A 25,412-nucleotide genomic window follows, 5' to 3' on the forward strand; every position below is an offset into this window, starting at 1 on the left:
TTCATGGTTCTATAGCCAAAAAAATATGTTAAATATTGAAGAATAGGGGAATAAAAAAATGAAATAAAGAGTAATATTCAATCCACATAAATTTTCAGCAGATTATGTTTTAGGATTTATGAATATTCAAGCTGATGGACACGAAGATGAAATTAGCAAAATTAAGGATAGACGCTTATCTTAGTGCCATTCCACTATCAAGATATAGATGATGGTATTTTAGTTTGATCTGTCGCTCCTTGTGATTGCTACGGTCTTCTAACTTCATTAAACTCACGTTAACCCCATTAGGATTATTGATTAGCGTGTAGATAGAATTGGTCAAGTTTCAAAAGCGGATTTTGTAGCCTATATGGAGAAGAAAATGGCATACGAAAATGCAGTTTTGGATGACAAAGAACTTCAAGAAAGTTTAAAGTCTATTAATCCCAAGTTTGGTGATTTTGTGACTCGTGTAGCAGGTGAAGCATGGGGACTACCATTAATTGATCAAAAAACTAAGGCTTTAATCACGATCGCAGTTGATATTGCGAATCAAGACCATACAGGTCCTGGTAATCCTTTTGGAACACATGTGAATATGGCTCTTAAACAGGGAGCCACTCGGCAAGAAATCGAGGAAGTTCTTTTATTCATGTGTGCTTATGCGGGATTCAATAAGGTTGCTGGTTGCTTCGGCACACTTAATCAGATTTGGGATTCTCTATAAATATTCAGAATCAGAAATAGCGATCGCTATTTCTGATTGAACTCACTTTTTACAATAACTTCTACTAAAGCGATCGCCAAGGACATGCGCGGTGTCGTGGTCGAACACTGCGGGCATTGGATTCCTGATGAGCGTCCAGACTATCTCACCCAGCAGTTTCTCGTTTCTTCGGCGAGGATCAAAGCTCGGAGAACTCCATCACTAACCAACTCGTGTGCAGTGTCAATCGCAATATAATAGCCCCTACAAGGATAGCAACAATGATATCAGCAATGAGAAAGGCTGATTATGCCTTACGCGATCAAAATGGTATAGCAATCTTCTACGTTCTCTTATGGAAACGAAAGTCAATAACGTTAAATCTGTTCGATGACTACTGGAGAGACGTTCATGGTCCAGTTTGTGCCCGATTACCAGGTCAGCATCAATACTGGCAGTTCCATTTGGCTCATAATCAGGGTGATTTGTGGCCAATTATTGATGGCATCGAATACACCACTCGGTTAGAAGATCAGTTCGATGGCATTGCAGAATTAACCTTTGAGACAGAAGTTGACCGTCAAACATGGTTCAAAGCTGCTGCCATCCTGATGGATGATGAACACAATTTATTCAGTAAAGCGATTGGATATAATACGACCCCTGGTAATTCCAAAACTTATATTGATTGCATCCCCACGGGTGACCCAAACGGAGAACTGGGTATCCTGAAGTTTCATGTCATGGTCAAAAAAGCAGATGCCGTCAGTGTGGACGAGTTTCACAAATATATTACAGACAGCTTTGCTGCTGCTGTTGCCCTGAGTGACTCGGTTCTCAAGTTCCGACTGCATCTGTTTGAAGAAGTAGATAATTCGCGTCCAGACGCTGCTGGAGTATCTCATTATGAACCCCCACAGAAGCAGTATCAGGCAGCTTTTGAAATTGCATTTTCCAATCCTTTAGAAATGGAAAAGTTCTTTGCCTCAAAAGAATATGAAAAAGCTGTAAAAGACCAAGCAAAGTATATCAAACAAATCAACCCATTTCCAGAGCGAGCTGCTTACACTTTTGTCTACAACGGTCAGATAACATTAGCGGGTCAGCGGAGTTCTACAGTGGCAGATTTAATTGTGAACCTTGGTGCAACCAATCAACTAAAAGAGGATATAACTTCTCTCATGCTAGACCAAAAACTTATCATTTCCAACTCGAATGGCTTTTCAAATGCTTCTATTAATCAATTGCAAAATACTGCAAATAGTCCAATTAAGACCCGGAATAATTATTACAAAGATTTAGCAGCAGATTATTCCAGACCTGGACTCGTGACTCCCTATGTAGCCAAAAAACTCATAGAGGACGCCGAAAAGTATGTGGCAATGAAAGAAAAGACCCAGCCACAAATCAGTCCTAATTACACTCTGCAACAAATTGAACAAGAGAATAAAGAATGGTGGCCTACCCATTGTGAAGCATTGAGACAGGGACGAGGCGATATCTTAACTGGTGAATATCGTGATGACTTGGTTTATTTTTGCCAAGATGGGCCTTATCAAGGCTTAGAACAACAAAAAGAGCGTGAGCAACATTGGTGGGCATTAATTGCCCAACCAGGTGTAACTATGTGTTGGCCAATCGTCATGTTTCATGGTGACGTTACCTTCTTTGAATGGAAGTGTGTGGATGATGAAACTAACGAAACACTTGCTAAAGGAAATGTTACCTGGATGCGACGCGGTCACAGAGGCGGATGTTACCTCAAAACTGAGCAATTGACTTTCTATCGAGATGTTTTTGCCCCCAGTGGACTACTGAAATTGCTTACTACAGCATAAGATGACAGACAAGCGGGTGTACAAAAATGCAGTTTTAGATGATTTAGAACTACAAGCAGGTTTAAAAAGTATTAACCCGAAGTTTGGTGACTTTGTGAGTCGTGTAGCTGGTGAAGCATGGGGTCTGCCATTAATTGACCAAAAAACCAAGGCGCTGATTGCGATCGCAGTTGATGTTGTCAATCAGAATCACAAAGGCCCCGGTAATGCTTTTGCAGCACATGTGGATATGGCTCTCAAACAGGGAGCTACTCATAAGGAAATTGAGGAACTTCTTTTGTTTATGTGTGTTTATGCAGGATTTAATAAGGTGGCAGGCTGCTTCGGGCCACTAAATGAGATTTTTAAGCAAAGTAGTGTTGAACCAAGGAACGCAGCAATGATATCAGCAATCAAAAAAGCCGATTATGCCATACGCGATCAAAATGGCATAGCAGTTTTCTACATTCTCTTATGGAAACGAAAGTCAATAACGTTAGATATATTCGATGACTACTGGAGAAATGTGCATGGTCCAGTTTGTGCCCGCCTACCAGGTCAGCATCAATACTGGCAGTTCCATTTGGCTCATAATCAGGGTGATTTGTGGCCAACTATTGAAGGTATTGAGTACGACTTACCACCAGAAGATCAGTTTGATGGCATTGCAGAATTAACCTTTGAGACAGAAACTGACCGTCAGACATGGTTCAAATCTGCTGCCATCCTGATGGATGATGAACACAATTTATTCAGTAAATCGATTGGATATAATACGACCCCTGGTAATTCCAAAACTTATATTGATTGCATCCCCACGGGTGATCCAAACGGAGAACTGGGTATCCTGAAGTTTCATGTCATGGTCAAAAAAGCAGATGCCGTCAGTGTGGACGAGTTTCACAAATATATTACAGACAACTTTGCTGCTGCTGTTGCCCTGAGTGACTCGGTTCTCAAGTTCCGACTGCATCTGTTTGAAGAAGTAGATAATTCCCGTCCAGATGCTGCTGGAGTATCTCATTATGAACCCCCACAGAAGCAGTATCAGGCAGCTTTTGAAATTGCATTTTCCAATCCTTTAGAAATGGAAACATTCTTTGCCTCAAAAGAATATGCAAAAGCCGTCAAAGACCAGGCAAATTATGTGAAGCAGCTTTTACCATTTGCAGAGCGAACTGCTTACACCTTTGTTTACAACGGCAAGATGACTGTAGCAGGTGAGCGGAGTTCTCAGGTTGCAAATCTGATCGAGAAAGTAGGAGCAACCAATCAATTAAAGTCGGACATAGTTTCTCTTATGAGCGGTAAGCAAAATGTTAAATCTGGGTTAGGTCATTATCTGCAAGGAGTTCAACACGCCGGAATCACAGTTAGTGACATGGCAAAATCCCTCGAATTTTACACAGAGGTGTTAGGAGGGAAATTAGTTATTGCAGAAAATGATTTGGTGGGCGACGAGATGCAAAACACTCTCTTCCAAAAAGAGGATTTGGATGCGATCGCTCAAGAGGTTGACCTAGAAACTTTTGGTGTCCCCAATCTCAGAGATGCAAAACAAGCCTTAGATATTAAATTCATTTCCTTTGGCAACGCCTGCCTTGAACTCATCTATTTCAGAGAGGCGACGTCACCAAATGCCCCGAATTATTCTATTGGTAGTATTCTTTCTCACATTGGTCATGTGAATACAATGCACTTGTCTTTTCATGTGAAAGATGATGTGGATCTCAATCTCTTCGCCAAAATGTTGGAAGAAGAGTGTCACAAGCGCGGAATCACAAACGTTGTTTTTAATCGCGTCATTCGAGTTAAATCATCAGAAGAAAGAAGGAATATTGCCCTCAAGTATAATTCATACAAATTTTGGGATGAGCCAGATTTATTTACAGAGGGTCAACCAGAAACAGACTTTGGTGAATTTGAAGGCTGGGCATTGTTCTACTGTAAAGGACCAAATGGAGAACAGCTTGAATTTAACCAAGTCACTCGTAAGGTAAAAGAACATTTTGCAAAAGCACAGGAGGAATATTACATGGCAAATGCCCAATATCAAAGCCTAACCTCAAAACAGTCAGGAGATACTTCCGAAAGAGTTTCTGCTACATTTAGCAGTCCTGTAAATGCTTCGTTGTCAACTGTTTGGAATGTGTTACTGGACAAAATTCAAAATCCAGTCCGTTATAATCCAGAAGCACAAGATTATCAGATTCTGGAGAGACATGGCAATCAGATACTGCGCGAGATGAAAGCGCTAAACATGACCATTAAGGAAAGAATAACTTGGGACGAAAAAACCAGAGAAATCCGACATACCTTGGTAAATAATCCTCTTTTCATTGGTCAGGCAGTTAACACAATTGTCCGCCCTGAAAGTAACAATCCTAATGCTCCCCTGATAATTACCTATACCTTAGACTGGGAGCCTTACAATGATGAGGCTCGTCATGTTGCTCAAGAAATTCAAGCAAAGCTTACCCAAGCGATTCAGCAGGGCGTCCTGAACGCAATAACCGTTGCTGAACAGCAAGATGCACAAAAAGAATCACCAAAAGCTGTTTCAAATGGCAAAGTAGGAGCCTCAACCACAAATCTGGGCAAATCTATCTTGGGAAGACTTCCAGGAACAAATGCCGACTTGGTCAAGCGCTTGTTCTCCAGAGGCGAGGCGTTTGATGTGGATGAATTTATTACCTTCTTTACCGACACACCAGTGTATCAGTTCGGTAACTTTGAAGTCTGTTTGGATAAAGCAGCAATTAAGAACTCTGCGTCAGCTTTTTTCAGTCGGATATCGGCAGTGTACCACGAGATTAAGATGTTGTGGGAAGTAGGCGATGTAGTGTTCGTGGAAATGGATGTCACCTACTGGCGCAAGGATGGCTCAGTCGTTTCACTTCCTTGTTGCGACATCTTTCGCATTGAAGGCGACAAATTCTCTGAACTGCGGATATTTATGGATGTGAATCCGATCTTTGACCAGACAATTCCTGTCGCCAACAACGTTTCTGTATTCACTGCTAGTCTTGGAGAAAAACTTATTCCTCCAGGCACCATGAGGAAGCACTTCGCTGAACATCCGGAAGGAAAAGAAAGGGTAAAACAGGGATTTGTGCCGAAATGGTCAATCGCTGGTCCGAAATGGCCTATTGGTTCTGAGCCTGTTGCCAACGGCAAGCTTTCCCAACAGTTACAAGCTATGGGTGAACTAGCACAGTCTATAATCGCTCAAGATTGGGAAAAGGTGAAAACTTACCTAACGGATGACATCTTTTACAAGGTGGGATCAGGTGAACCTGTTTATGGTCCACAAGCAGTAGTAGATTTCTTTGCGCGGACGTTTAAAAATACGGCGGTATTTTATGGTCACGACGTTAGGAAAATTTGGCAGGAGCCAGATATCATCACTCTAGAAATGGATGCCAAATACGAACTTGTTCCAAGTAAACAGCACGTGAAGATTGCCTGCTGCGACATTTACCGCTTGAGAGAAAACAAGGTGAGTGAATGGCGGGTTTATGCAGATATGTCCCCGTGGCAAGCCTGAGATAAAGCAATTTATTATCTACCCGTTACATTCTCCAATTGTACGATGGTCAACATAAAGTTGTAGAAACAAAATGAGGTGAGTTATGTCACAAAAAGTAGTTAGTTTGTTAGCAGCAGCTTTTGAAAATCCCACTTTACAACAGCAACTTCACACAGCTAATACTCCTGAAAGCTTCGTCAAAATTGCGGCGGAAAACGGCTATAAATTGACCCAAGAAGAATTGGCAACAGCGCTGGGTAAAGTGCATGTGGTTTTTGGCGAAGTCGTGCAGTCAATGTTGAGTCAATTAGTAGGAGCACCAGCTACAAACGGGAAAAGTTCGACCACAGAAAAAATTTCCGGAACAAATGTAGATATGGTCAAGCGCTTGTTCTCCAGAGGCGAGGCGTTTGACTCGGAAGGATTCATTACCTTCTTTAGCGACACACCAGTGTATCACTTCGGCAACTTCGAGGTGTGTTTGGATAAAGAATCGATTAAGAAATCTGCGGACAACTTCTTCAGTAAAATCTCGGCGGTGTACCACGAGATCAAGATGATGTGGGAAGAGGGCGATGTAGTGTTCGTGGAAATGGATGTCCTTTACTGGCGCAAGGATGGCTCGATGGTTTCACTCCCTTGCACAGACATTTTCCGCATTGAGGGGGATAAGTTCAGTGAACTGCGGATATTCATGGATGTGAATCCTGTATTTGACCCCACCATCCCTGTTCTCAAATCCGCTTCGGTGCTGACGGGAAGTCAAGGAAAGCAACTGCTACCTCCGGGGATCATGCGGCAGCATTTTGCAGAACATTCGGAAGGAAAAGAAAGGGTAAAACAGGGATTTGTGCCGAAATGGTCAATCGCTGGTCCGAAATGGCCTATTGGTTCTGAGCCTGTTGCCAACGGTAAGCTTTCACAACAGTTACAAGCTATGGGTGAATTGGCACAGGCTGTGATCGCTCAAGATTGGGAAAAGGTGAAAACTTACTTAACGGATGACATCTTTTACAAGGTGGGATCAGGTGAACCTGTTTATGGTCCACAAGCAGTAGTAGATTTCTTTGCGCGGACGTTTAAAAATACGGCGGTATTTTATGGTCATGACGTTAGGAAAATTTGGCAGGAGCCAGATATCATCACTCTAGAAATGGATGCCAAATACGAACTGGTTCCAAGTAAACAGCACGTGAAGATTGCCTGCTGCGACATTTACCGTCTGAGAGGAAACAAGGTAAGTGAATGGCGGGTTTACGCAGATATGTCCCCTTGGGAAATTGTAAAAATGGCTACAATTAGCGACCAAGCCGGTCTACTTACCGTAATCAACGTCTTTACAGTCCAACCCGAACAGCAGCAACGTTTAGTAGATTTTTTTATCGAGAACAAGGAAATACCTATGAAGCAGCCGGGCTTCATATCGGCCAACATCCACAAGAGCCTGGACAGCACTAGGGTCGTCAACTACATACAGTGGAGCAACCGAGAAGCACTCGAATCGGCTAGTAAGAACCCAGATTTTATTGCTATGACGAAACAGGCCGCAGAATTTGCGTCTCACGATTTCCACGCTTACGAGGTCGTCTTAACAGTGCAAGCGCAGTGATTAGTCAGATCGATTGATCTTTGAAGAAAGGATGTAACTTCATAAAAAACGGCAAATTACCTGATAATGTTCCTGAAACCAGGCAATTAACCAATTTCGACCTGCTGCCGTTCAGCGTCACTCAACTTAGATTCACTAAGAAACTTGAATCTCAACTGGAGGTTATTGTGATGGCAAGATCAAGCAGAGTAAAGAAGATCGCATTGTGGAGTGTCACTACTCTCTTAGCTGCGGCTTTCCTGATGTTCGGAACCTTAAAGCTTACAGGCGCTCAACAGCTTGTAGCAGAATTTATTAAGTGGGGTTATCCCACCTGGTTTCGTCTCTTGGTTGGTGTGGCTGAAATGGGTGGGGCGGTGCTGCTGCTGTTTCCACGCACTGTTACCCTGGCAAGTGTCGGCCTCGGCATATTAATGGCTGGCTGTGTGTTGTCGCATCTCAAGGCTGGCGAAGGGCCACAGGCCATCCCGGCGCTTGTGCTACTCACTCTGCTTGCTGTGGTCGGCTATGCCCGCCGTCCCTACGCGACAGGATTTAGAAGTCAGATTGATTAGCATCCGATATCACGTTTGTGCACCTCGACAGCCTTGTAGCAGCAGCTTCGTAAACCATATACAAAAAGTTGGTAATGCTATGACACCTCTCATAGGAAAAATCGCAATTGTCACAGGCGCATCACGCGGCATTGGACGTGCGATCGCTGAACGCTTAACTCAAGATGGCGCGTCTGTTGTGGTCAACTATGCTCAAAGCGCCGACCAAGCCAAAGAAGTGGTTTCGGCTATTGAAACTGGGGGCGGACAAGCCCTAGCCCTACAGGCTGATATAAGTAAAGTCGCGGACGTCCACCGCCTCTTCCAAGAAACGGTTGATCGCTTCGGTCAACTGAACATCCTAGTCAACAATGGCGCTGATGATGCTTTTAATCCTGATGGCATCTTTCAAGATGCCAACCAACAGGTGGCAGTCCAGAATCTCTGCAACAAAGTAGCCACGAAAGGTGCTGGCTAAGTTGAATGCATAAATGTTGAATTGCTAACATGAATGAGGTAAATATCATGACATCTACACCTTTAAGTAACGGTAGAATTGGCGACCCAATTAAGGGGAAAATTGGCATCCTCATTGAGGAACATTTCGATCAAACAGAATTTCGCAGATTCAACGAGTATTTTCCCGTTCAAGGCTATCAAGTCGAGTATATTTCTCATCTCTGGAACAATCCAGAGTTAACCTTCGGGGCAAACCCTGATACTGGTATAGTCGAGGAGCATGTTACGGTTACAACAGAAATCAATGATATTGCTCCAGCAGATTACAAAGGAATAATTTGTATTGGTGCCTATGCTACGGATCGTCTGAGATATCAGGTTTCTGTTAAGAAAGGTCAGAAAAATCAAGCTCCAGCAGTTGTATTTCTGAGAAAGGCTCTACACACACGTGGCTTGAAAATAGGAACAATCTGCCATAGCTTGTGGCTGTTCTGCGCTGATTCAGATTTAATCAAAGGTCGCAAAGTTACTTGTGCCCACAACATCATCTGCGATATTGAGAATGCCGGTGGTGAAGTTATCTATGACGGGAACGCGACTGCTGATTTGGTTATAGATGACAACCTGATTTCAGGGAAACATCCTGGAGTTGTCGATAAATTTATGGAAGTTTTTGTCGGAGAGATTCAGAAGCAGGAAAAAATGCAGAAAGTAGCAGTGGGTAAATCATCATTTGTGTGAGGACTGAGAGGATAACTCAAAAGTTATTTACCCGCGCTACTTGGAAACGTCTTGCTAGTAGATAGAAATTTGCTCACAGCTACTTTATTTTAACAATCCTGGAGGTAACCCCATGGATCACATGAGTTTTTCATTTTCTGACACCATCGCTGGGTACGTCACTGATTTTAACCGCAGCGAAAAAAGCTTTGGGATCAAGACATCAGATGGACGGAAATTTCAGGCTTACCTGACTCCGACCACCTATGGCCGGATTACCCAAAACTTGCAGGAACCTTACAACGACTGTACGCAACGCCTTGCCGAAATGCTAACGCCTGGTCAGCCTGTGTTTGCCTACGGTATTTTTTACCCACAGGGGGAAGAGCACAAATTTGAAGTTAAGTCCTTTGTCTTTCCTGGAGATGCTCCCAGTGTATATCGGCATGAAGAGCCGGATTGGTGGGTTAAGCAAGTACGTTCAATTGCTGATAGTTACCTCTATTGGCAGTTCAACTATCCCGAAAACGAAATCGATTATCGGCAATACCGCACCTTTCTAAGGGTGACTGGTGTCAAAAAGCGCGAAGATGATTATCTCCAAGAAACCGACACTGTTTCCCGCTTAGTTTATGGTTTTGCCTCAGCTTACTTGATGACAGGCGAAGACCGCTTCCTAGAAGCCGCTGAAAAAGGTACCGAATACCTGCGTCAGCACATGCGGTTTTATGACCCTGATGAAAATCTGATTTACTGGTATCACGGTATTAAGGTAACAGGCAATCGCGAGCAAAAACTCCTGACCTCCGAGTTTAGCGATGACTACGACGCTATCCCGGCTTATGAACAAATTTACGCTTTGGCAGGTCCGATTCAAACTTACCGGATTACTGGCGATCCGCGCATTCTCAAAGATGCCGAGATGACCGTAGATTTATTTGACAAATTCTTCTTGGATAAAGAAGGCACTGGCTATTTCTCCCACATCGACCCCATCACTCTCGACCCACGTGCTGAGTCTCTAGGTCGCAACCGCGCTCGCAAGAACTGGAACTCCGTTGGAGATCACGCTCCAGCTTATCTAATCAACCTGTGGCTGGCAACTGGCGAACAGAAATACGCCGACATGCTAGAGTACACCTTTGACACGATTGAAAAATACTTCCCGGATTACGACAACAGCCCCTTTGTCCAGGAAAAGTTCCATGAAGATTGGAGCCGCGACCAAACTTGGGGCTGGCAGCAAAACCGCGCTGTGATCGGGCATAACCTGAAAATTGCCTGGAACCTAATGCGGATGCAAAGCCTCAAACCCAAAGATCAATACGTGGCTTTAGCTGAGAAAATTGCCTCCCTCATGCCTAAACTAGGTAGTGACCAGCAGCGTGGTGGCTGGTACGACGTTATAGAGCGCATACTAGACGAAGGGGAAGAGCAACACCGCCTTGTTTGGCACGATCGCAAAGCGTGGTGGCAGCAGGAACAAGCTATCTTAGCCTACCTGATCCTAAATGGTATCACTCAGAATCCGGAATATTTGCGTCATGCTCGTGAAGCCGCAGCCTTCTACAATGCCCACTTCCTTGACCATGAAGACGGCGGCATTTACTTCAACGTTTTGGCAAACGGGCTACCCTTCCTGATGGGTAATGAGCGGTTCAAAGGTAGCCACTCAATGAGCGGTTATCATTCAACTGAACTGTGCTATCTGGCTTCAGTTTATACCAACCTGCTCTTCACTAAACAGCCAATGGACTTTTACTTCAAGCCTCTACCTGGAGCATTTAAGGATAATATCCTGCGGGTGTCACCAGATATTCTCCCGCCCGGTAGCGTCAAGATTGGTGCTTGTTGGCTCAACGAAGAACCGTATCACAATTTTGACGCTGATGCCCTGACAGTTAAACTGCCGGATACGAAAGAACAAGTGAAAGTCAAAGTTCAAATCGTCCCTAATCAGTGAGCTTAGTACTCAAAAAGCATCATATCATGGACATTAATATCAAAACACTCCAAGTAACAGCGGTGGAAACGGCTGTTAAGGTAGACGTAAATACTACACCTCCAGTCCAAGAGGAGGTCAGCACCTTGCAGATTCAACCAGTAACCGTGATCGAAATGGCCGGTGATATGGATAGCAATACTGCACCTCTGGTTCAAAAGCAAGTTTTGCCACTAGTCCAGCCAGGGAGCCAGATTCTTCTAGATATGACCAAGGTACTTTATATGTCTAGTGCCGGTTTGCGGTTGTTACTGTCGCTGTACCGACTGGTCTCAAGTCAAAATGGACAGCTACTGCTGGTGGGAGTTGCCGAAGAAATTAAGGACACCATGTCCATTACTGGCTTCCTCGACTTTTTTAAAATAAGTGACACGCTTGATTCAGGATTAAAAGCTCTCAATTTCAAGCTTCAGATTTTCCCCACCTAGCCTCAAATAGTTTTTACCTAAATATTTGTCCCTAAATTTTAGTTAGGAGAAGGCAGAAATGGAGCTAGAAAGAATAGACATTCATCCAACCCACACTTACGACAACTTCAAGCTGCGTGTCGGTCGTCCATTGTTCCCTGGAGCCACTTTAGTGCCAGGAGGAGTTAATTTCTCGATATATTCACGGTATGCCAAATCCTGTACCTTAGTGCTATTCAAAAAGAATGCCCTCGAACCGATGGTGGAAATTCCCTTTCCGAAAGAGTTTCGGATTGGAGGTGTCTATAGCATGATCGTATTCGACTTGGATTACGAAAATATTGAATATGGCTACCGCATGGACGGACCTTTCAACCCTAGAGAAGGCCACTGGTTTGACTCCAGTAAAATTCTTCTAGATCCCTACGCTAAAGTCATCAGTGGTAGGGATATTTGGGGAGAAACGCCTGACTGGAATAACATCTACCAACATCGAGCGCGTCTTGCCTTTGACGATTTTGACTGGGAAAATGACCGTCCTCTGGAAATACCACCGGAGGATCAGATTATTTATGAGATGCACGTCCGCAACTTTACCCGTCATCCTTCCTCTGGAGTCAAGCATCCGGGAACATTTGCTGCTATCCGCGAAAAAATTCCCTACCTCAAAGAGCTAGGCATCAACAGTGTTGAACTGATGCCTATCTATGAATTCGATGAATTTGAAAACAGTCGCCCTAACCCACAAACAGGGGAACTGTTAATGAATTACTGGGGTTACAGTACCATCGGTTTCTTTGCTCCCAAGGCTGGCTATGCGGCTACAGGGAAATTCGGTATGCAAGTTGATGAACTCAAAGCCCTGATTAAAGAATTACATAAAAATGGCATTGAGGTTATTCTGGACGTTGTCTTCAACCATACGGCGGAAGGAAACGAACATGGACCGACGATTTCGTTCCGGGGGATCGACAACCAAACCTACTACATGCTGACGCCGGATGGGTACTACTTTAACTTCAGTGGCACTGGTAACACGCTGAACTGCAATAACCCAGTTGTTCGCTATATGGTGCTCGATTGCCTGCGCTACTGGGCCGCTGAGTATCACATCGACGGCTTCCGATTTGACCTTGCTTCTATCCTGGGTCGTGACCCTTGGGGTGCCCCAATGGCTAACCCGCCTTTGTTAGAAGCTTTGGCATTTGACCCAATTCTGGCAAAGTGTAAACTCATTGCCGAGGCTTGGGATGCAGGCGGTCTTTACCAAGTTGGCTCCTTCCCCGCTTTTGGTCGCTGGGCTGAGTGGAACGGCAAGTACCGCGACGGTATTCGTAAATTCCTCAAAGGAGACTTAGGTCGGGTGGGAGATATGGCACAGCGGCTACAAGGTTCGCCAGACTTGTATGCTTGGGCAGGTCGTGCGCCAGCCACATCAATTAATTTCATCACCTGTCACGACGGTTTTACCCTCGCTGACCTAGTTTCTTTTAACGACAAGCACAACGAGGCTAACGGGGAAAACAACAACGACGGTGGCAACGATAACGACAGCTGGAACTGTGGGGCAGAAGGATGGACGGACGATCCGAGTATCAATGCTCTGCGGCAGCGACAGATCAAAAATGCTGTGGCTATGTTGATGGTGAGCCAGGGAGTACCGATGATCCTCATGGGGGATGAAGTGGGTCGAAGTCAAAAAGGCAACAACAATGCCTATTGCCACGACAATAAACTGAACTGGATGGACTGGGCGCTGTTGCAGTCCAATAACGACTTGTTTCAGTTTTTCAAACACTGTATCGCCTTCCGCAACGCTCACCCAATACTGAGAAATCGATGGCACTTCCGTAATAGCGACTATGTAGGTAGTGGTTATCCTGATATCACCTGGCATGGCACCCAAGCATGGAATGCTGACTGGTCTGACTCCAGTCGCACTCTCGCTTTTATGCTTTGTGGAAAGCACGCAAATGAGGGTACGTTTGGAGATAATTACATCTACTTAGCCATGAATATGCATGATCAAGCTAACTGGTTTGAAATCCCAGGATTGCCAGATTCAATGAAGTGGCATGTGTTTGCCAACACTGCTGTCACCCCACCATTGGACAGTTGGAAACCTGGCACAGAACCTGTGCTGGAGAATCAGTACGGATTACTCCTGGGCGATCGCTCTGTAGTCATCCTGGTTGGTAAATGAGATTGGTCATTAGTTAAAAGCAAATGACAAAGGACAAAATTATGGCTTTCAACGCAACACTAGAAACAAGCAAGGGTATCGCTAAAATCACTTTAGCTGGAGAATTGGATGCAACTTCTGCACCAATTTTCCAAAAAGAGGTAGAGAATGCAGCTACGGAACATCCAAAACGTCTCGTTCTAATGATCCAAGACCTAGAATATATATCCAGTGCAGGTCTGCGGGTACTCATATTCATTAAGCAAAAGATGGGTGCTGATACTGACATCTATGTTGTTGGTACTCAGGAGATGGTATTGGACACCTTGGAGAAAACTGGATTCGACCAAAGTGTCATTTTGGTGGATGAATATGACAAAGACAAGATAGAAAAAGTTTAGGGTCAGTTGTTAGTTGTTGGTTGTGAGAAGAGAAGACTAACAACTAAATCGCTACAAGTTTCATTACTCAGGATTAAGAGTATGATTCCTTTCAATCATCAATCTAAAGAACAACAATTAATCGTAGAATTGGAAGTACTGCGGAAAGAGCTAGCTGAGCTTAAAACAGAAAAAGCTACTTTTGAGACTCAAACAGAACTACTTGAGCATTTGGTGGCGATGGCACGCTGTTCATTTTGTGAGGAAATGCTGAAAGTCACCTTACAAGAAACTGTACATGTCTCCAGCAAGCTAAACGGTGCGGAGAAATGTAGTCTTTTTTTACTCAATAGCAATGGTGTTATCACTGACAGTATCCTGACGCATGAGGAGGACGCTCCCCAGGTCGGCAGTGTTTTGGACAAGGGACTCGCTGGCTGGCTGGCTGGCTGGGTGTTCCACCACCGTCAAGTGGGATTAATTACCGACACCGAAACTGATGACCGCTGGCTGATACAGCCCAATCAGCCTTATAGTGTTCGCTCAGCCTTGGCTGTTCCCATTCTCAGGGATGAGGAGTTATTAGGTATTATCACCCTGTTGCACCAAGAGCCGGGGCAATTTAGCCCTGAAACTGCCTATTTGATGCAGGTGACTGCCCACCAAATAGCCCTAGTTTTAGAAAATGCCCAACTCTACCGCAAACTAGAAGAATCTTACCTATCATTAGACAAGGCTAAACAAGCGATCGAAGCCTATTCACAAGCGCTCGACTCTGAACTAGAAAAGGGCAGGCAGATTCAGCGAGATTTTCTGCCTAGGGAAATTCCCCAGTTGCCAAATTGGGAGATTGCAGCCTGTTTCTATCCTGCCCGTCAGGTAGCTGGCGACTTCTATGACGCTTTTATGCTTCCCGGTGACTACTTAGGGATAGTGATTGCTGATGTATGCGATAAAGGTGTGGGCGCAGCATTATTTATGGCTTTATTCCGCAGCTTAATCCGAGTCTTTTCTGGACAAACCCACTTGGACGGATTGTCCATAATTGGCAAAGACGAGGAGTTGGATTGTTTGATAGACCCTCTAGTGATAACTGACTTTAACCAAATCAACGCGCTGAAGGCTGTTGCGCTCACGAATAACTACATCGCCCAGCAACACAGTGAGATGAACATGTTTGCCACACTTTTTTTTGGGGTGCTAAATCCTGCGAACGGCTGTCTGACCTACATCAATGCTGGACATGAACCTCTTTTTATCGTCGGTGACTCTGGGGTGAAAGAGAGTCTCAAATCCACCGGACCAGTGGTAGGAATAATGCCCAACATAAAGTTTAAAATTCAGCAGGTTCAGCTGGAACCAGGAGATACCTTGATTGGCTATACCGACGGTGTAACAGAAGCTCGTGCCCCTAGCCGTGAGTTCTTTACTAACAAGCGACTGCTATCACTGCTGAACCAGACAGTCTTTTCAGCGTGTGACTTACTGGAGCACATCAAAACTAATTTGTTTACTCACATTGACAATGCACAACAATTTGATGACATTACCATGCTGGTTGTGCGGCGGAAGACTGTAACCGAAGAAGCACATCCTCCTGCTGAATATTAACCAGTTTTCCCTGGCTATTTGCCATCAATGGGGACAATTCTAACGTAACAATTATTGTTCAGCAATGAAACCATTGCTTATGGAATCTTTAACGGTATTTGGAACACTAAACTCTTTGGAAATGATCGCCAAATATGTGAAGGAAGCAGCCGTAGTTGCTGGCCTAGATAAAAAAGCCTCCTATAACCTTCGTTTGGCAGTGGAAGAAATCGCCACTAATATCATTGTTTACGGCTATCAGGAAACGGGTCGCGAAGGGGTACTAGACTTGCGAGTCAGTATTGACGAGCAAGCCCTGTCCCTATCTATTGAGGATACTAGTGAAGCCTTCAACCCGTTCCATAAATTGAACGTGGAGGAAGAACAGGTACACTTGCCAATAGAACAGCGACCTATTGGCGGACTTGGATTGTATCTGGTGATTCACGGCGTTGATAAATTCCTCTATGAACGGGTTGGAGACCGGAATCGAAACATTTTAGTGGTGAATTTACCAAATAAAAAGGACTACTGACTGAAAAAACAAATGTGATTTTAAAAAAGACTTAGTTTCTGCTGCAACAGAATCAAACAAACTCGTGCAAGCTCGTCTTACATATACATCTCTACTTCCGCAGACATGACCCCAGAAATTCAACTTTTGGGCTGAGTTATTAAAGAGTCACAACTGGCAATTTAAGCGAAGCGGCTAGACAGAGAATTGGGTCTAACTCTGAAGAGCATCCAATCGAGTTACCGTTGTTCCTGAATTTCTCAGAAACTAATTCAAATTATTTTTTAAGCCGTTTGTTGAGAAGTTTTTTTGGATATTTTGAAAATCTCAATCAGGTATACATCTAAAAAAAATAGCCATGTTAACAAGAAGGCAATTTATAATGGCAGGTGCAGGCTGTGGAGCCGTATTTGCTGCTTCTGCAATACTCAAGGCAAAGAGAACTAATGCAGTCTTGTCGCAGATAACGAAATTTACCGAGCCTCTGCCCACCCCATTTGCAAGTCCGCCTCCCAGTACTTTGGCGATCGCAAAGAGTTCATACTCGTTCCACAGTAACTTAGGGGAAGGACCCACCTTGGGCTACGGGGGTTTTCCAATCCTCGGCCCTACTATCGAGGTCACGAGGGGCACACCAATTAGCATCAACGTGATCAATAATGTCATCGGAAACCATCCACTGCTAGCGGCAGTTGACCCGGAGTTGCACGGTGTACGGGAGACTGACAAAACCAGCCCACGGATGTCATTGCACCTTCATGGCAGCAACACCGAACCACAAAGCGACGGTTACCCGACGGACACGTTCATGCCGGGACAGACGCATGTGTACAACTTCAACAACAATCAAGAAGCAGCGACGCTGTGGTATCATGACCATGCGCTTGGGATGACCGGTTTGAATGTATTGGCTGGGCTTGCCGGGTTATACCTACTTAGAGACGTTGACGATCCTGTGGGTGGCAATGGACCACTCGGACTGCCGGCAGGAGCACCCTATGAAGTGCCGCTGGTATTGCAAGATCGAACCCTCAACCCCGATGGTTCGGTGTTCCACCCCACTCAAGGAAAACCCCCCAATTGGACAGAGGAGTATGTCGCTGACATCGCCACTGTCAACGGCAAGGCATGGCCGAACCTCAATGTCGAGCGCACCCTGTACCGATTTCGGATCGTCAACGGCTCAAGCGCCCGATTTTACAACCTCAAGCTATCGTCGAAGCAGCCAATCATTCAAATTGGTACTGACCAAGGAATGCTCAACGCTCCAGTGTGGCTGTCCAGTTTGCTGCTCTCTCCTGGCGAGCGGGCTGACGTGCTTCTAGACTTCTCCCGGCAGCTTGCGGGAGACAAGATTGTCTTGGAAAATGACGCTGTTTCGCCGTATCCGTTTGGTAGGGCCAACGCCTTTTTAACAAATCCCCCACTGCCCGAAATCATGCAGTTCACGGTGAAGGCGGGCGCTGCCGCTCCTAAGCACATTCCTAAGAGACTGCGATTGCATAAACCACTGATAAAGCCGATTGCTACTCCACCGATACGGCAGCGGTTTTTGACACTGGTGGAGATTGATGACCCAACCGGGAGGCCGCTTGTGTTACTGCTCAACAACGTCTACTGGGATGAGGCGCTCAAAAACCCTGATCTGATGGAGCGACCGAAGGTGGACACCGTGGAACAGTGGAACATCATCAACCTTCAGCCAGTCGCCCACCCGATGCACCTGCATCTGATTGCGTTCCAGATTCTCAACCGACAAAAGATCAATACAACCCAGTACTGGAAGGCATACTTGGCCACTGGTCCGCGCCAGATAATCATAGATCACGCAGCTAGTGGGATGACGGTGCCAACTAACTACCCCCCGCCTGATCCCACCCCCTTTGCGATCGGTCCGGCGAGACCGCCAGCGCCGAATGAAGCTGGGTGGAAGGATACAGTGCTCGTAAATCCAGGCGAGGTCGTGCGCCTGATTGTGCCGTTCGGTGCCCAAGCGGCACAGAACCTGCCTTTCAGCAACTCGTTCACCGGATTATACGTATGGCACTGCCATATGCTTGGACACGAAGATAACGAGATGATGCTGCCCTTCGAGGTGGTATCATAGGTAGCAATTTGTCTAATTCGACGATAGGAGCTATTAATGCCTGGACGCCCAGATGAGTTGTAAACTTTTTTGTAGGTAATCTTTTGCACAACTGTGACAATAAAATACTCTGATACCCGATGGCGCTAGAGAAGTGCGTTAACTTTATTATGCAGAACTTTGGTGTCACTTCCTGGTTTATCACCCAGTTTCGCTAGGGCAATTTCGGTAGTAACCAGGCGTTGCTGCAATCTCTGAATTTGTCGGTGTGCCAAGGCAGCAGAACGGATTACTAACCATCTCTCAGACTAATGATGCCATTCTTTGGTGTCTGAGTCAGGCCAGATACTACCCGCAAGACTTCAAACCCATCACAGACAGGTGTCTCGACCAACACTTGAGTGGGTAAGAAGATATTTTGTACAGGTGTGGGTGGGTTGAGTACCCAATCCTTCAATATGTCTGGACGGTTTCATCGCCAAAGGAAAGCAGTAAATACCCCCATCACGGTCAATCTGTGCCCGGTTAGCCCATACAGACCACCCTTTCAGGCTGCTATTTGGCTAATATATTTCCGAAATCGGCGAACTTACCGTTACAAGATTTCCGCAACTGTATTTATTCCCAAATAACTCTCATGAAAGTACTTTCCTTTCTAGCTATTAGTACTGCTTGTTCAATTTCGCTCAGTTTTCTCGCTAAAGCTCAAGCTGCCTCTATAGTACTTGAGAGTGAAAATAATCACTCTTTTGCTACCAGACAATTTTTACCAACTGGTATCAGTACTGTAGATGGACAACTTAGCCCCGGAAACGTTGACTATTATACCTTTCCTGATATTGATCCTGGAAAATTATTTGATGTACAGGTAAATTCAAACACAGTTGATTCCCTTCTAGGGTTGCTTGATCATTCTGGTAAGATCCGAGAGATAAACGATGACAGATCCGATTTTAGTTTTCTACCCGAACTAACCGGAATAGTACCAACAAGTGGCAGTCTGAATTTGGCAGTTTCTGGCTTGAGGGACACCAATCTTGCAGGTGAACACTCTGAATCTGGTTCCTATACACTGTCATTGAAAACGTTTTCTCTCCCCCAGCCTTCTACAAACACAACGCTCATTAATAGTGGCTTTGAAAACGGCGATTTTACCGGATGGACAACACTAGGCAAAAACACTATTGAGACGTCAGTATTTGGTAGTGGTTCAACCCAGGGAAAATACGAGGCTTTATTGTCAACAGGGGGAGGCTCATTTGCTACTAAACCAAATGACCCAAACGAAAGTGACCCAATTGAAGAATTTCTAGGGTTACAAACTGGAAGCCTAGACAATCTTGTGCCAGGACTACCAGTTCCTCCACCTTCTCCCCCCGCACAACTCCCTCATGGCTCCGCTATTCAACAAAAATTCACGGCAAAAGCTGGAGAAATTTTAACTTTCGATTGGAATTTCCTCACGAATGAGTTGGCAGGCACTGTTGTGGGTCCTTCTTTAGCAGATTTCTCCTTCGTTTCACTCAATTCGTCAGACGGCTTAATCAGTTCCCTGTCAGAACTGGCTAACGCCGGGTCGTTCCAATCATTAATGACTTCCCGGACACAGTTTTTCCAAGAGACTGGTTTTCACACTTTTTCCTTTACTATACCGACCGATGGAACATACACTTTGGGACTCGGAGTTTCAAATAAGTTTGATAACTTTACCGATTCTGGATTATTGGTTGACAATGTTAAACTCGAACCCACTTCAGTCCCCGAACCCACTGCTGTGTTAGGTGTATTGGTATTTGGGACTTTAGGTGCAGGTTCAGTACTGAAACGGAAATGGCTTGCGGGATAACAAAAAGGGCTAGGATGCAGACTTTGGGAGCCTCATCACCCTTTCTCCTTGTTGATAATACTTGGGCTTATTAGGGCTTAATGTCAATAATTCGGCAATTAACTAGGGCTTGCTGAATAAAAGTGAAATTTAATCCAGGCAAGGGTTTTGAGCCTTTTTTCAGCAAACAAGTGCAAGACTATAGCATCTAGAGGTTCAAAACCCTTGCACAATCGTTAGCGATCGCTGGGCAAATTGGGAGACTAAGCGACGAAACATACCATTTTGCGATCTGTGTGGCTTCTAGATTCGCTCTGGAGACTTATTCAGCAAGCCCTAACTAGTAAGAACTTTCGATAAAATTGACCCAATTGTAGCCATGTATAGCAATATTTCTTAAGAAAACTCGTAGTTTTCTAAGAGGTTGTTTGAAAAGTTCTATTGTAGGTATCAAAACGTTCTAGATCCTCCTAAATCCCTCGATAAATTGGGGGACTTTGATTCCGGTTCCCCCCTTTTTAAGCTACGGTGTACACACAAGTCCTAAAAACCTAGCTTGATTAGGCTTGACTCGTTCCCATGCTCTGCATGAGGAATGTATTCATTGAGTCTCTGACTCAATATCTGACTGGAGGCAGCAGCCTCTAATCAACCATTCCTAGCTTTGCATGGGAACGAGAGAACAAGGAGAAATGAGAAATCGAGCTTTTTTCGACTTGTGTGTACACCGTAGCCTTTTTAAGCGGAGCCAGCGCGGTCTTCTCCCTACAGCTCTTCTCCTAAAGGAGACGCTCTTGCGTTCGGGCATACGGCGGGCGCTAGCCTCTCCCAATGTGAGAAGGGGAGACGCTAAAAGCGATAGCGAAGCGGTAGCGAGTCAGACGCTCCTACGTCGCTAACGCAATGCTTACGAGCATCTGGGGTCTCCCCAAGTGGAGCGACTGGCGTGGGTTAGGGGAGATCAATAAGTACCTGAAATCACAGCCAAATACTTTTCAAACATTTTATAATGCACGAATTCAGGCTTGCCACGGTCTACCGCTTCTTCTAAGATACAAGGGTGCGCTAGCCAGAGGTATAACGCACCAAAACCTTGGGATGGTGCGTTAGGCTACGCGATAACACACCCTACGAACTTATCCCACTATTGTAAAAAGGCCTACTTCTTTTAGTAAAACGTGCTTGAAAAGCTTGATTTTTCGTTTTTATTTCTCAATAAGCTTAAGCTTTTTAGCATAAATTTTATTAGTGGGATAGGTTCACATATACTTGGATTTCTTCAAAAATAAAATCGGATTGCTATAGTCCTAAAAGTATTTGATAAACTATTAACCTCTAGGCTGTTTTGGAGTGTCCAGGTCGAAGCGAAGCACGAGTCCGTAAACGCCGCCCAAAAGCTTATCCCTTGACGACAAAACCCCGGCATAAATTGCGTAAGCAATTACAAACTGCTTAAACCACAAGTATTTCGGCTTTTCTTAGTGTCATTCGATTCTGAATTCTGTATTCTTCCTTCTTCAAATGACTCATTGATTTGACAAGGGCAAGCAAATAGTGAAACAAGTTCTGCCTGGCTGGGACTCAAATGAGAGCGTACCGTGGTGGCGATTCTCTACAATCCGGCGAACGGTTTCCAAACCGAGTCCTGAACCACGCCCCACTGATTTGGTAGTGAAGAAAGGTTCAAAAATCCGCGTTTGAATTTCAGGTGGAATTCCACTGCCAGAGTCAATAATGTCAATATGAGCAAAGCGATTGCCTTCTCTTTGAGAGGCTTCGCCAACGGCACTGTCCCTTGGCCAATCGCTTTGCTGAGTTGTAATTTCTAGCTGTCCCTTACCATCCATTGCATCAATAGCGTTGTCGATTAAGTTCGTCCACACCTGATTCAGTTCACTACCATAGACAAGAATTTTAGGAAGATGTTGATCGTAATTGCGTTGCACTTGGATGCCAGACTTGAGTTTATGAGCAAACAATCGCAAGGTATCTTCTAAGCCTTGATGTATATTTACTTCTTGCTGAATGCCTTGATCGAGATAAGCATAAGACTTCATCGCTTGCACAAGTTCGGAAATCCTCTCGGCTCCTCGCAAACCATGTTTAATCATTGATATGACTTCAAACGAGAGCGATAGCCAGTGCAATCCGATTTCTCGCAATTCAGTCTCGTCATTGCGCCAACGTTCCATGAGTCTCTCTAGGGTTTCGACCTCAATGCCGCCTTCTGCTAAAGGTTCCGCTAATTTCCATGCCTGCTTCACACCATAATCTTCTAACCATTCCAGCAACACGGTTTCGCGATCGCTTAATGTCACCGGATCTAGACGATTATTTAAAATCGCATCATGGCCTTGATCGCGCACTCTTAACCATTGTTCAGTATGCGCTTGGTCAACATTGCGTTGCCCATAAACTAAGTTCATTCGTTGTAGCTCCAGGATAGCGCCTGGCATTTCCCCTAATGTCCGAACGAGGGCTGCGGCTGGGTTGTTGAGTTCATGAGCTAGACCAGCGGCAAGTGTCCCCAAAGCTGCCATCTTTTCCCGCCCACGAATAAAAGATTCTAGTCCCCGAAGACGACGCTCCATAATGCGGAAGACCATCCGCTCAAAATCGCGAGATTCATGCAGTAGTTTACGGAAGTCCTCTCCTTTAACTTCATAGAGGCTGCAATTTGTCAATGCCCGCATTGTCACAGGTGCAGGTTCATCTGTAAATACGGGAATTTCACCAAAAAAGGATGGGGCTTCGTGTTGTCCGATGGGAATTTCAACTCCTTGAGTGCGACGGGTGAGGTTCATTTTACCTTTGACCAGGATAAATAAGCCACGTCCACGGTCTCCCTCATGCGCTAACACTTCTCCAGCAGGGAGTTCAACTATTTGAGCGCGATCGCAAACCCACTCCAATTGCTCTTGGGGAAGCTGTTGAAACGGGTCTAAGTTAATCAAATCTTCAGTACACAACATGGATCAACCTCCTTAGTCTTTGCCACTCTAACTAAACATTACTCAGGTAGCGGTGAACGAATTGAATGGCGATCGCACCTTCACCCACACCGGATGCCACCCGCTTAATTGACCCGGATCGCACATCTCCGGCTGCAAAGATGCCAGGAACACTGGCTTCTAGTAAGAAAGGAGAGCGTTCCAAACACCAACCTTGAGGGGGTTTGCCATTATGCATCAAGTCGGGCCCCGTGATGATAAACCCCTGAACATCGCGTTGAATGACGCCATCCAGCCAATCAGTTCTGGGGCTAGCACCGATAAAGATAAAAAGCGATCGCACTGGGACGGTTTCAGTTTGTCCCGTCTGGGCATGAGCAATCACAATTTCTTCTAAATATTCATCTCCCTTCACTTCGACAACGCTGCAACCCGTGCAAACTTTGATATTTGCAGTAGCCGCAATTTGGTCAATCAAGTATTGGGACATACTGGATGAGAGCGACTCACCCCGCACCAGCATAATCACTTTGCTGGCATACTTAGAAAAGTGCATTGCTGCCTGTCCAGCAGAGTTTGCCCCGCCTATCAGATAAACCTCCTCATTGTTACAGGCGATCGCCTCAGTCATCGCAGCACCGTAATAAATTCCTGCCCCTGTGAGCTTCTCGGCTCCTGGCACAGTTAGCCAGCGATAGGAAACGCCGGTTGCAACTAAAAGTGCATGGCAACTAATTTCGCTGCCATCCCCCAATTGCAGAACCCGATAAGGATCTTGCAGCCTAACCCCAGTTACTACGGCAGGAGTGAGAATCTCCACCCCAAATCGCCGCGCCTGAGTGACTCCCCGCCTTGCCAAATCGCTGCCGCTCAAGCCAACAGGAAACCCCAAATAGTTCTCAATGCGCGAACTTGTGCCTGCTTGTCCGCCTGGTGCCTCACGCTCAATTAAGACAGTACTCAGCCCTTCGGAAGCGCCATAGACTGCGGCTGCTAGTCCAGCAGGCCCACCACCCACGATCGCCAAGTCATAGAAGGGACGCTCTGCCTGGGTTTGCAGTCCAATTTTAGCGGCAATCTCTAAATTAGATGGTTGGATTAATCTGGAACCATCGGGAAACAGCACCAAGGGCAATTGCTGTCTACCATCAGCTTGTGCGTATTCCACCAGTTTTGCGGCATCTTGCTCCAGTTCAATATCTAACCACTTATATGGAATCTGGTTACGCGCCAGAAAGTCTTTTACCTGATGGGAAAAAGGCGACCAGCGATTACCAATGACTCGAATCCCTTCAAATAGTGGGCGGAATGCTGATAGCCAATCATCTAGCAAGTCATCCAAAACCGGATATAGCCGCTCTTCTGGTGGATTCCAAGGCTTGAGTAAATAATAATCAAGTTTGGCACTATTAATTGACTTAATCGCAGCATCAGTATCTGCATACGCTGTCAGCAAAGCCCGTTTTGCATCGGGAAAGATGTCTTTTGCCTGTTCGAGAAACTCCACACCACCCATTTGGGGCATTCTTTGATCCACCAAAAATAGAGCAATTGGTTCATTACGCAATTTGAGTTGCTGCACCGCATTCAGAGCGGCAATACCGGAATCTGCCCGGACAATACGGAAGCGATCGCCATACTGATGCCGTAAGTCTCGTGACACTGCTTGCAGCACCTCTGGATCATCATCGACGGTTAAAATTGCTGGTTTTGCCATAACTACTCTTACTCTACAATTGCAGTGCCTAGCCGTTGTCTTCAAAAATCTGTCGTCAAAATATTTACTGTTTAACCAGTTGCTTTAAACGAAAGTATGCCTTTTCTGGTGTCAATAAATAAGGCATCCTACGGACGTACTGTTCACAACTCATTTAGGATTGATTGCTATATTTACAAAAAAAGCAGAGGGTAGAGGGCAGAAGCCTGGAAGTATCAATCCTAAATGAGTTGTGGATCATGGCCTACTAGGATAAAAAATTTGTGTCGAGGGCCAAGTGCCACGATATACAAAGCGTCCACAGCCTAAGTCCCATGCTTTTAAGCGTCGGAACATAGCTGCCTTCTGCCTCCTGCCTTATGAATTCTTCTCTTTGTAATATTAAATAGATTTTATTAAATAT

At 45.1% G+C, this 25,412-nt stretch carries 20 protein-coding genes; 16 read left to right on the forward strand and 4 right to left on the reverse strand.

The features are described from left to right. Positions 1-364: 364 nt before the first annotated feature. The 15 genes from V7K30_RS23815 to V7K30_RS23885 all read left to right on the forward strand — a co-directional run bounded on the left by V7K30_RS23815 (position 365) and on the right by V7K30_RS23885 (position 18,537). Positions 365-709 carry a carboxymuconolactone decarboxylase family protein gene (locus V7K30_RS23815; protein WP_335003501.1) on the forward strand — a complete coding sequence of 115 codons (345 nt, stop codon included), beginning with the start codon at positions 365-367 and terminating at the stop codon, positions 707-709. Between the two features lie 36 nt (positions 710-745). Further along, the gene (locus V7K30_RS23820; protein ID WP_335003503.1) at positions 746-946 is read left to right on the forward strand and encodes a hypothetical protein; all 201 of its coding nucleotides are present in this window, start codon (positions 746-748) and stop codon (positions 944-946) included. 35 nt (positions 947-981) lie between these two features. After that, positions 982-2,526, forward strand: coding sequence for an EthD domain-containing protein (locus tag V7K30_RS23825; protein WP_335003505.1), 1,545 nt, complete (start codon positions 982-984; stop codon positions 2,524-2,526). A 1-nt stretch (position 2,527) separates the two neighbouring features. Continuing rightward, positions 2,528-6,052 carry an AtaL-like protein gene (locus tag V7K30_RS23830; RefSeq protein WP_335003507.1) on the forward strand — a complete coding sequence of 1,175 codons (3,525 nt, stop codon included), beginning with the start codon at positions 2,528-2,530 and terminating at the stop codon, positions 6,050-6,052. An 85-nt stretch (positions 6,053-6,137) separates the two neighbouring features. Further along, positions 6,138-7,643 carry a Nif11-like leader peptide family RiPP precursor gene (locus V7K30_RS23835; protein WP_335003509.1) on the forward strand — a complete coding sequence of 502 codons (1,506 nt, stop codon included), beginning with the start codon at positions 6,138-6,140 and terminating at the stop codon, positions 7,641-7,643. A gap of 20 nt (positions 7,644-7,663) precedes the next feature. Beyond that, complete coding sequence (locus tag V7K30_RS23840) at positions 7,664-8,197, forward strand: DoxX family protein (RefSeq protein ID WP_335003510.1); 534 nt, start codon at positions 7,664-7,666, stop codon at positions 8,195-8,197. 79 nt (positions 8,198-8,276) lie between these two features. Continuing rightward, positions 8,277-8,654: an SDR family NAD(P)-dependent oxidoreductase gene (locus tag V7K30_RS23845; RefSeq protein ID WP_335003512.1), complete on the forward strand. Its 378-nt coding sequence runs from the start codon at positions 8,277-8,279 to the stop codon at positions 8,652-8,654. Positions 8,655-8,701: 47 nt separating this feature from the next. Continuing rightward, positions 8,702-9,376, forward strand: coding sequence for a DJ-1/PfpI family protein (locus V7K30_RS23850; protein ID WP_335003514.1), 675 nt, complete (start codon positions 8,702-8,704; stop codon positions 9,374-9,376). A gap of 112 nt (positions 9,377-9,488) precedes the next feature. Further along, positions 9,489-11,318 carry an AGE family epimerase/isomerase gene (locus tag V7K30_RS23855; RefSeq protein ID WP_335003516.1) on the forward strand — a complete coding sequence of 610 codons (1,830 nt, stop codon included), beginning with the start codon at positions 9,489-9,491 and terminating at the stop codon, positions 11,316-11,318. Continuing rightward, positions 11,315-11,785 carry an anti-sigma factor antagonist gene (locus V7K30_RS23860; RefSeq protein WP_335003517.1) on the forward strand — a complete coding sequence of 157 codons (471 nt, stop codon included), beginning with the start codon at positions 11,315-11,317 and terminating at the stop codon, positions 11,783-11,785. The genes V7K30_RS23855 and V7K30_RS23860 overlap by 4 nt, the downstream gene beginning before the upstream one ends. Before the next feature lie 58 nt (positions 11,786-11,843). Then, complete coding sequence (gene glgX / locus V7K30_RS23865) at positions 11,844-13,967, forward strand: glycogen debranching protein GlgX (protein WP_335003519.1); 2,124 nt, start codon at positions 11,844-11,846, stop codon at positions 13,965-13,967. 23 nt (positions 13,968-13,990) lie between these two features. Further along, positions 13,991-14,347, forward strand: coding sequence for an anti-sigma factor antagonist (locus V7K30_RS23870; protein WP_335003521.1), 357 nt, complete (start codon positions 13,991-13,993; stop codon positions 14,345-14,347). An 81-nt stretch (positions 14,348-14,428) separates the two neighbouring features. Beyond that, positions 14,429-15,937, forward strand: coding sequence for a PP2C family protein-serine/threonine phosphatase (locus V7K30_RS23875; protein ID WP_335003522.1), 1,509 nt, complete (start codon positions 14,429-14,431; stop codon positions 15,935-15,937). A gap of 64 nt (positions 15,938-16,001) precedes the next feature. Next, positions 16,002-16,451, forward strand: coding sequence for an ATP-binding protein (locus V7K30_RS23880; protein WP_335003524.1), 450 nt, complete (start codon positions 16,002-16,004; stop codon positions 16,449-16,451). 361 nt (positions 16,452-16,812) lie between these two features. Continuing rightward, complete coding sequence (locus V7K30_RS23885; RefSeq protein WP_335003526.1) at positions 16,813-18,537, forward strand: multicopper oxidase family protein; 1,725 nt, start codon at positions 16,813-16,815, stop codon at positions 18,535-18,537. A gap of 125 nt (positions 18,538-18,662) precedes the next feature. Here V7K30_RS23885 and V7K30_RS23890 read toward each other — a convergent pair whose 3' ends face one another. Further along, the gene (locus tag V7K30_RS23890) at positions 18,663-18,791 is read right to left on the reverse strand and encodes a hypothetical protein (protein ID WP_335003528.1); all 129 of its coding nucleotides are present in this window, start codon (positions 18,789-18,791) and stop codon (positions 18,663-18,665) included. 17 nt (positions 18,792-18,808) lie between these two features. Next, positions 18,809-18,973 (reverse strand): hypothetical protein, encoded by a 165-nt coding sequence (locus V7K30_RS23895; RefSeq protein ID WP_335003529.1) that lies wholly within the window; start codon positions 18,971-18,973, stop codon positions 18,809-18,811. A gap of 180 nt (positions 18,974-19,153) precedes the next feature. Here V7K30_RS23895 and V7K30_RS23900 point away from each other — a divergent pair, with 180 nt between their 5' ends. Continuing rightward, a complete protein-coding gene (locus V7K30_RS23900; protein WP_335003530.1) occupies positions 19,154-20,362 on the forward strand; it encodes a hypothetical protein in 1,209 nt (402 codons plus the stop codon). A gap of 1,505 nt (positions 20,363-21,867) precedes the next feature. Here V7K30_RS23900 and V7K30_RS23905 read toward each other — a convergent pair. Beyond that, positions 21,868-23,313: an ATP-binding protein gene (locus V7K30_RS23905; RefSeq protein WP_335003531.1), complete on the reverse strand. Its 1,446-nt coding sequence runs from the start codon at positions 23,311-23,313 to the stop codon at positions 21,868-21,870. A gap of 31 nt (positions 23,314-23,344) precedes the next feature. Continuing rightward, entirely contained in the window at positions 23,345-25,009 is a 1,665-nt protein-coding gene (locus V7K30_RS23910) for an FAD-dependent oxidoreductase (protein ID WP_335003533.1), read from the reverse strand. Positions 25,010-25,412 lie beyond the last annotated feature (403 nt).

The sequence above is a fragment of the Nostoc sp. genome (assembly GCF_036917655.1).
In the GTDB taxonomy this organism is placed as follows: domain Bacteria; phylum Cyanobacteriota; class Cyanobacteriia; order Cyanobacteriales; family Nostocaceae; genus Nostoc.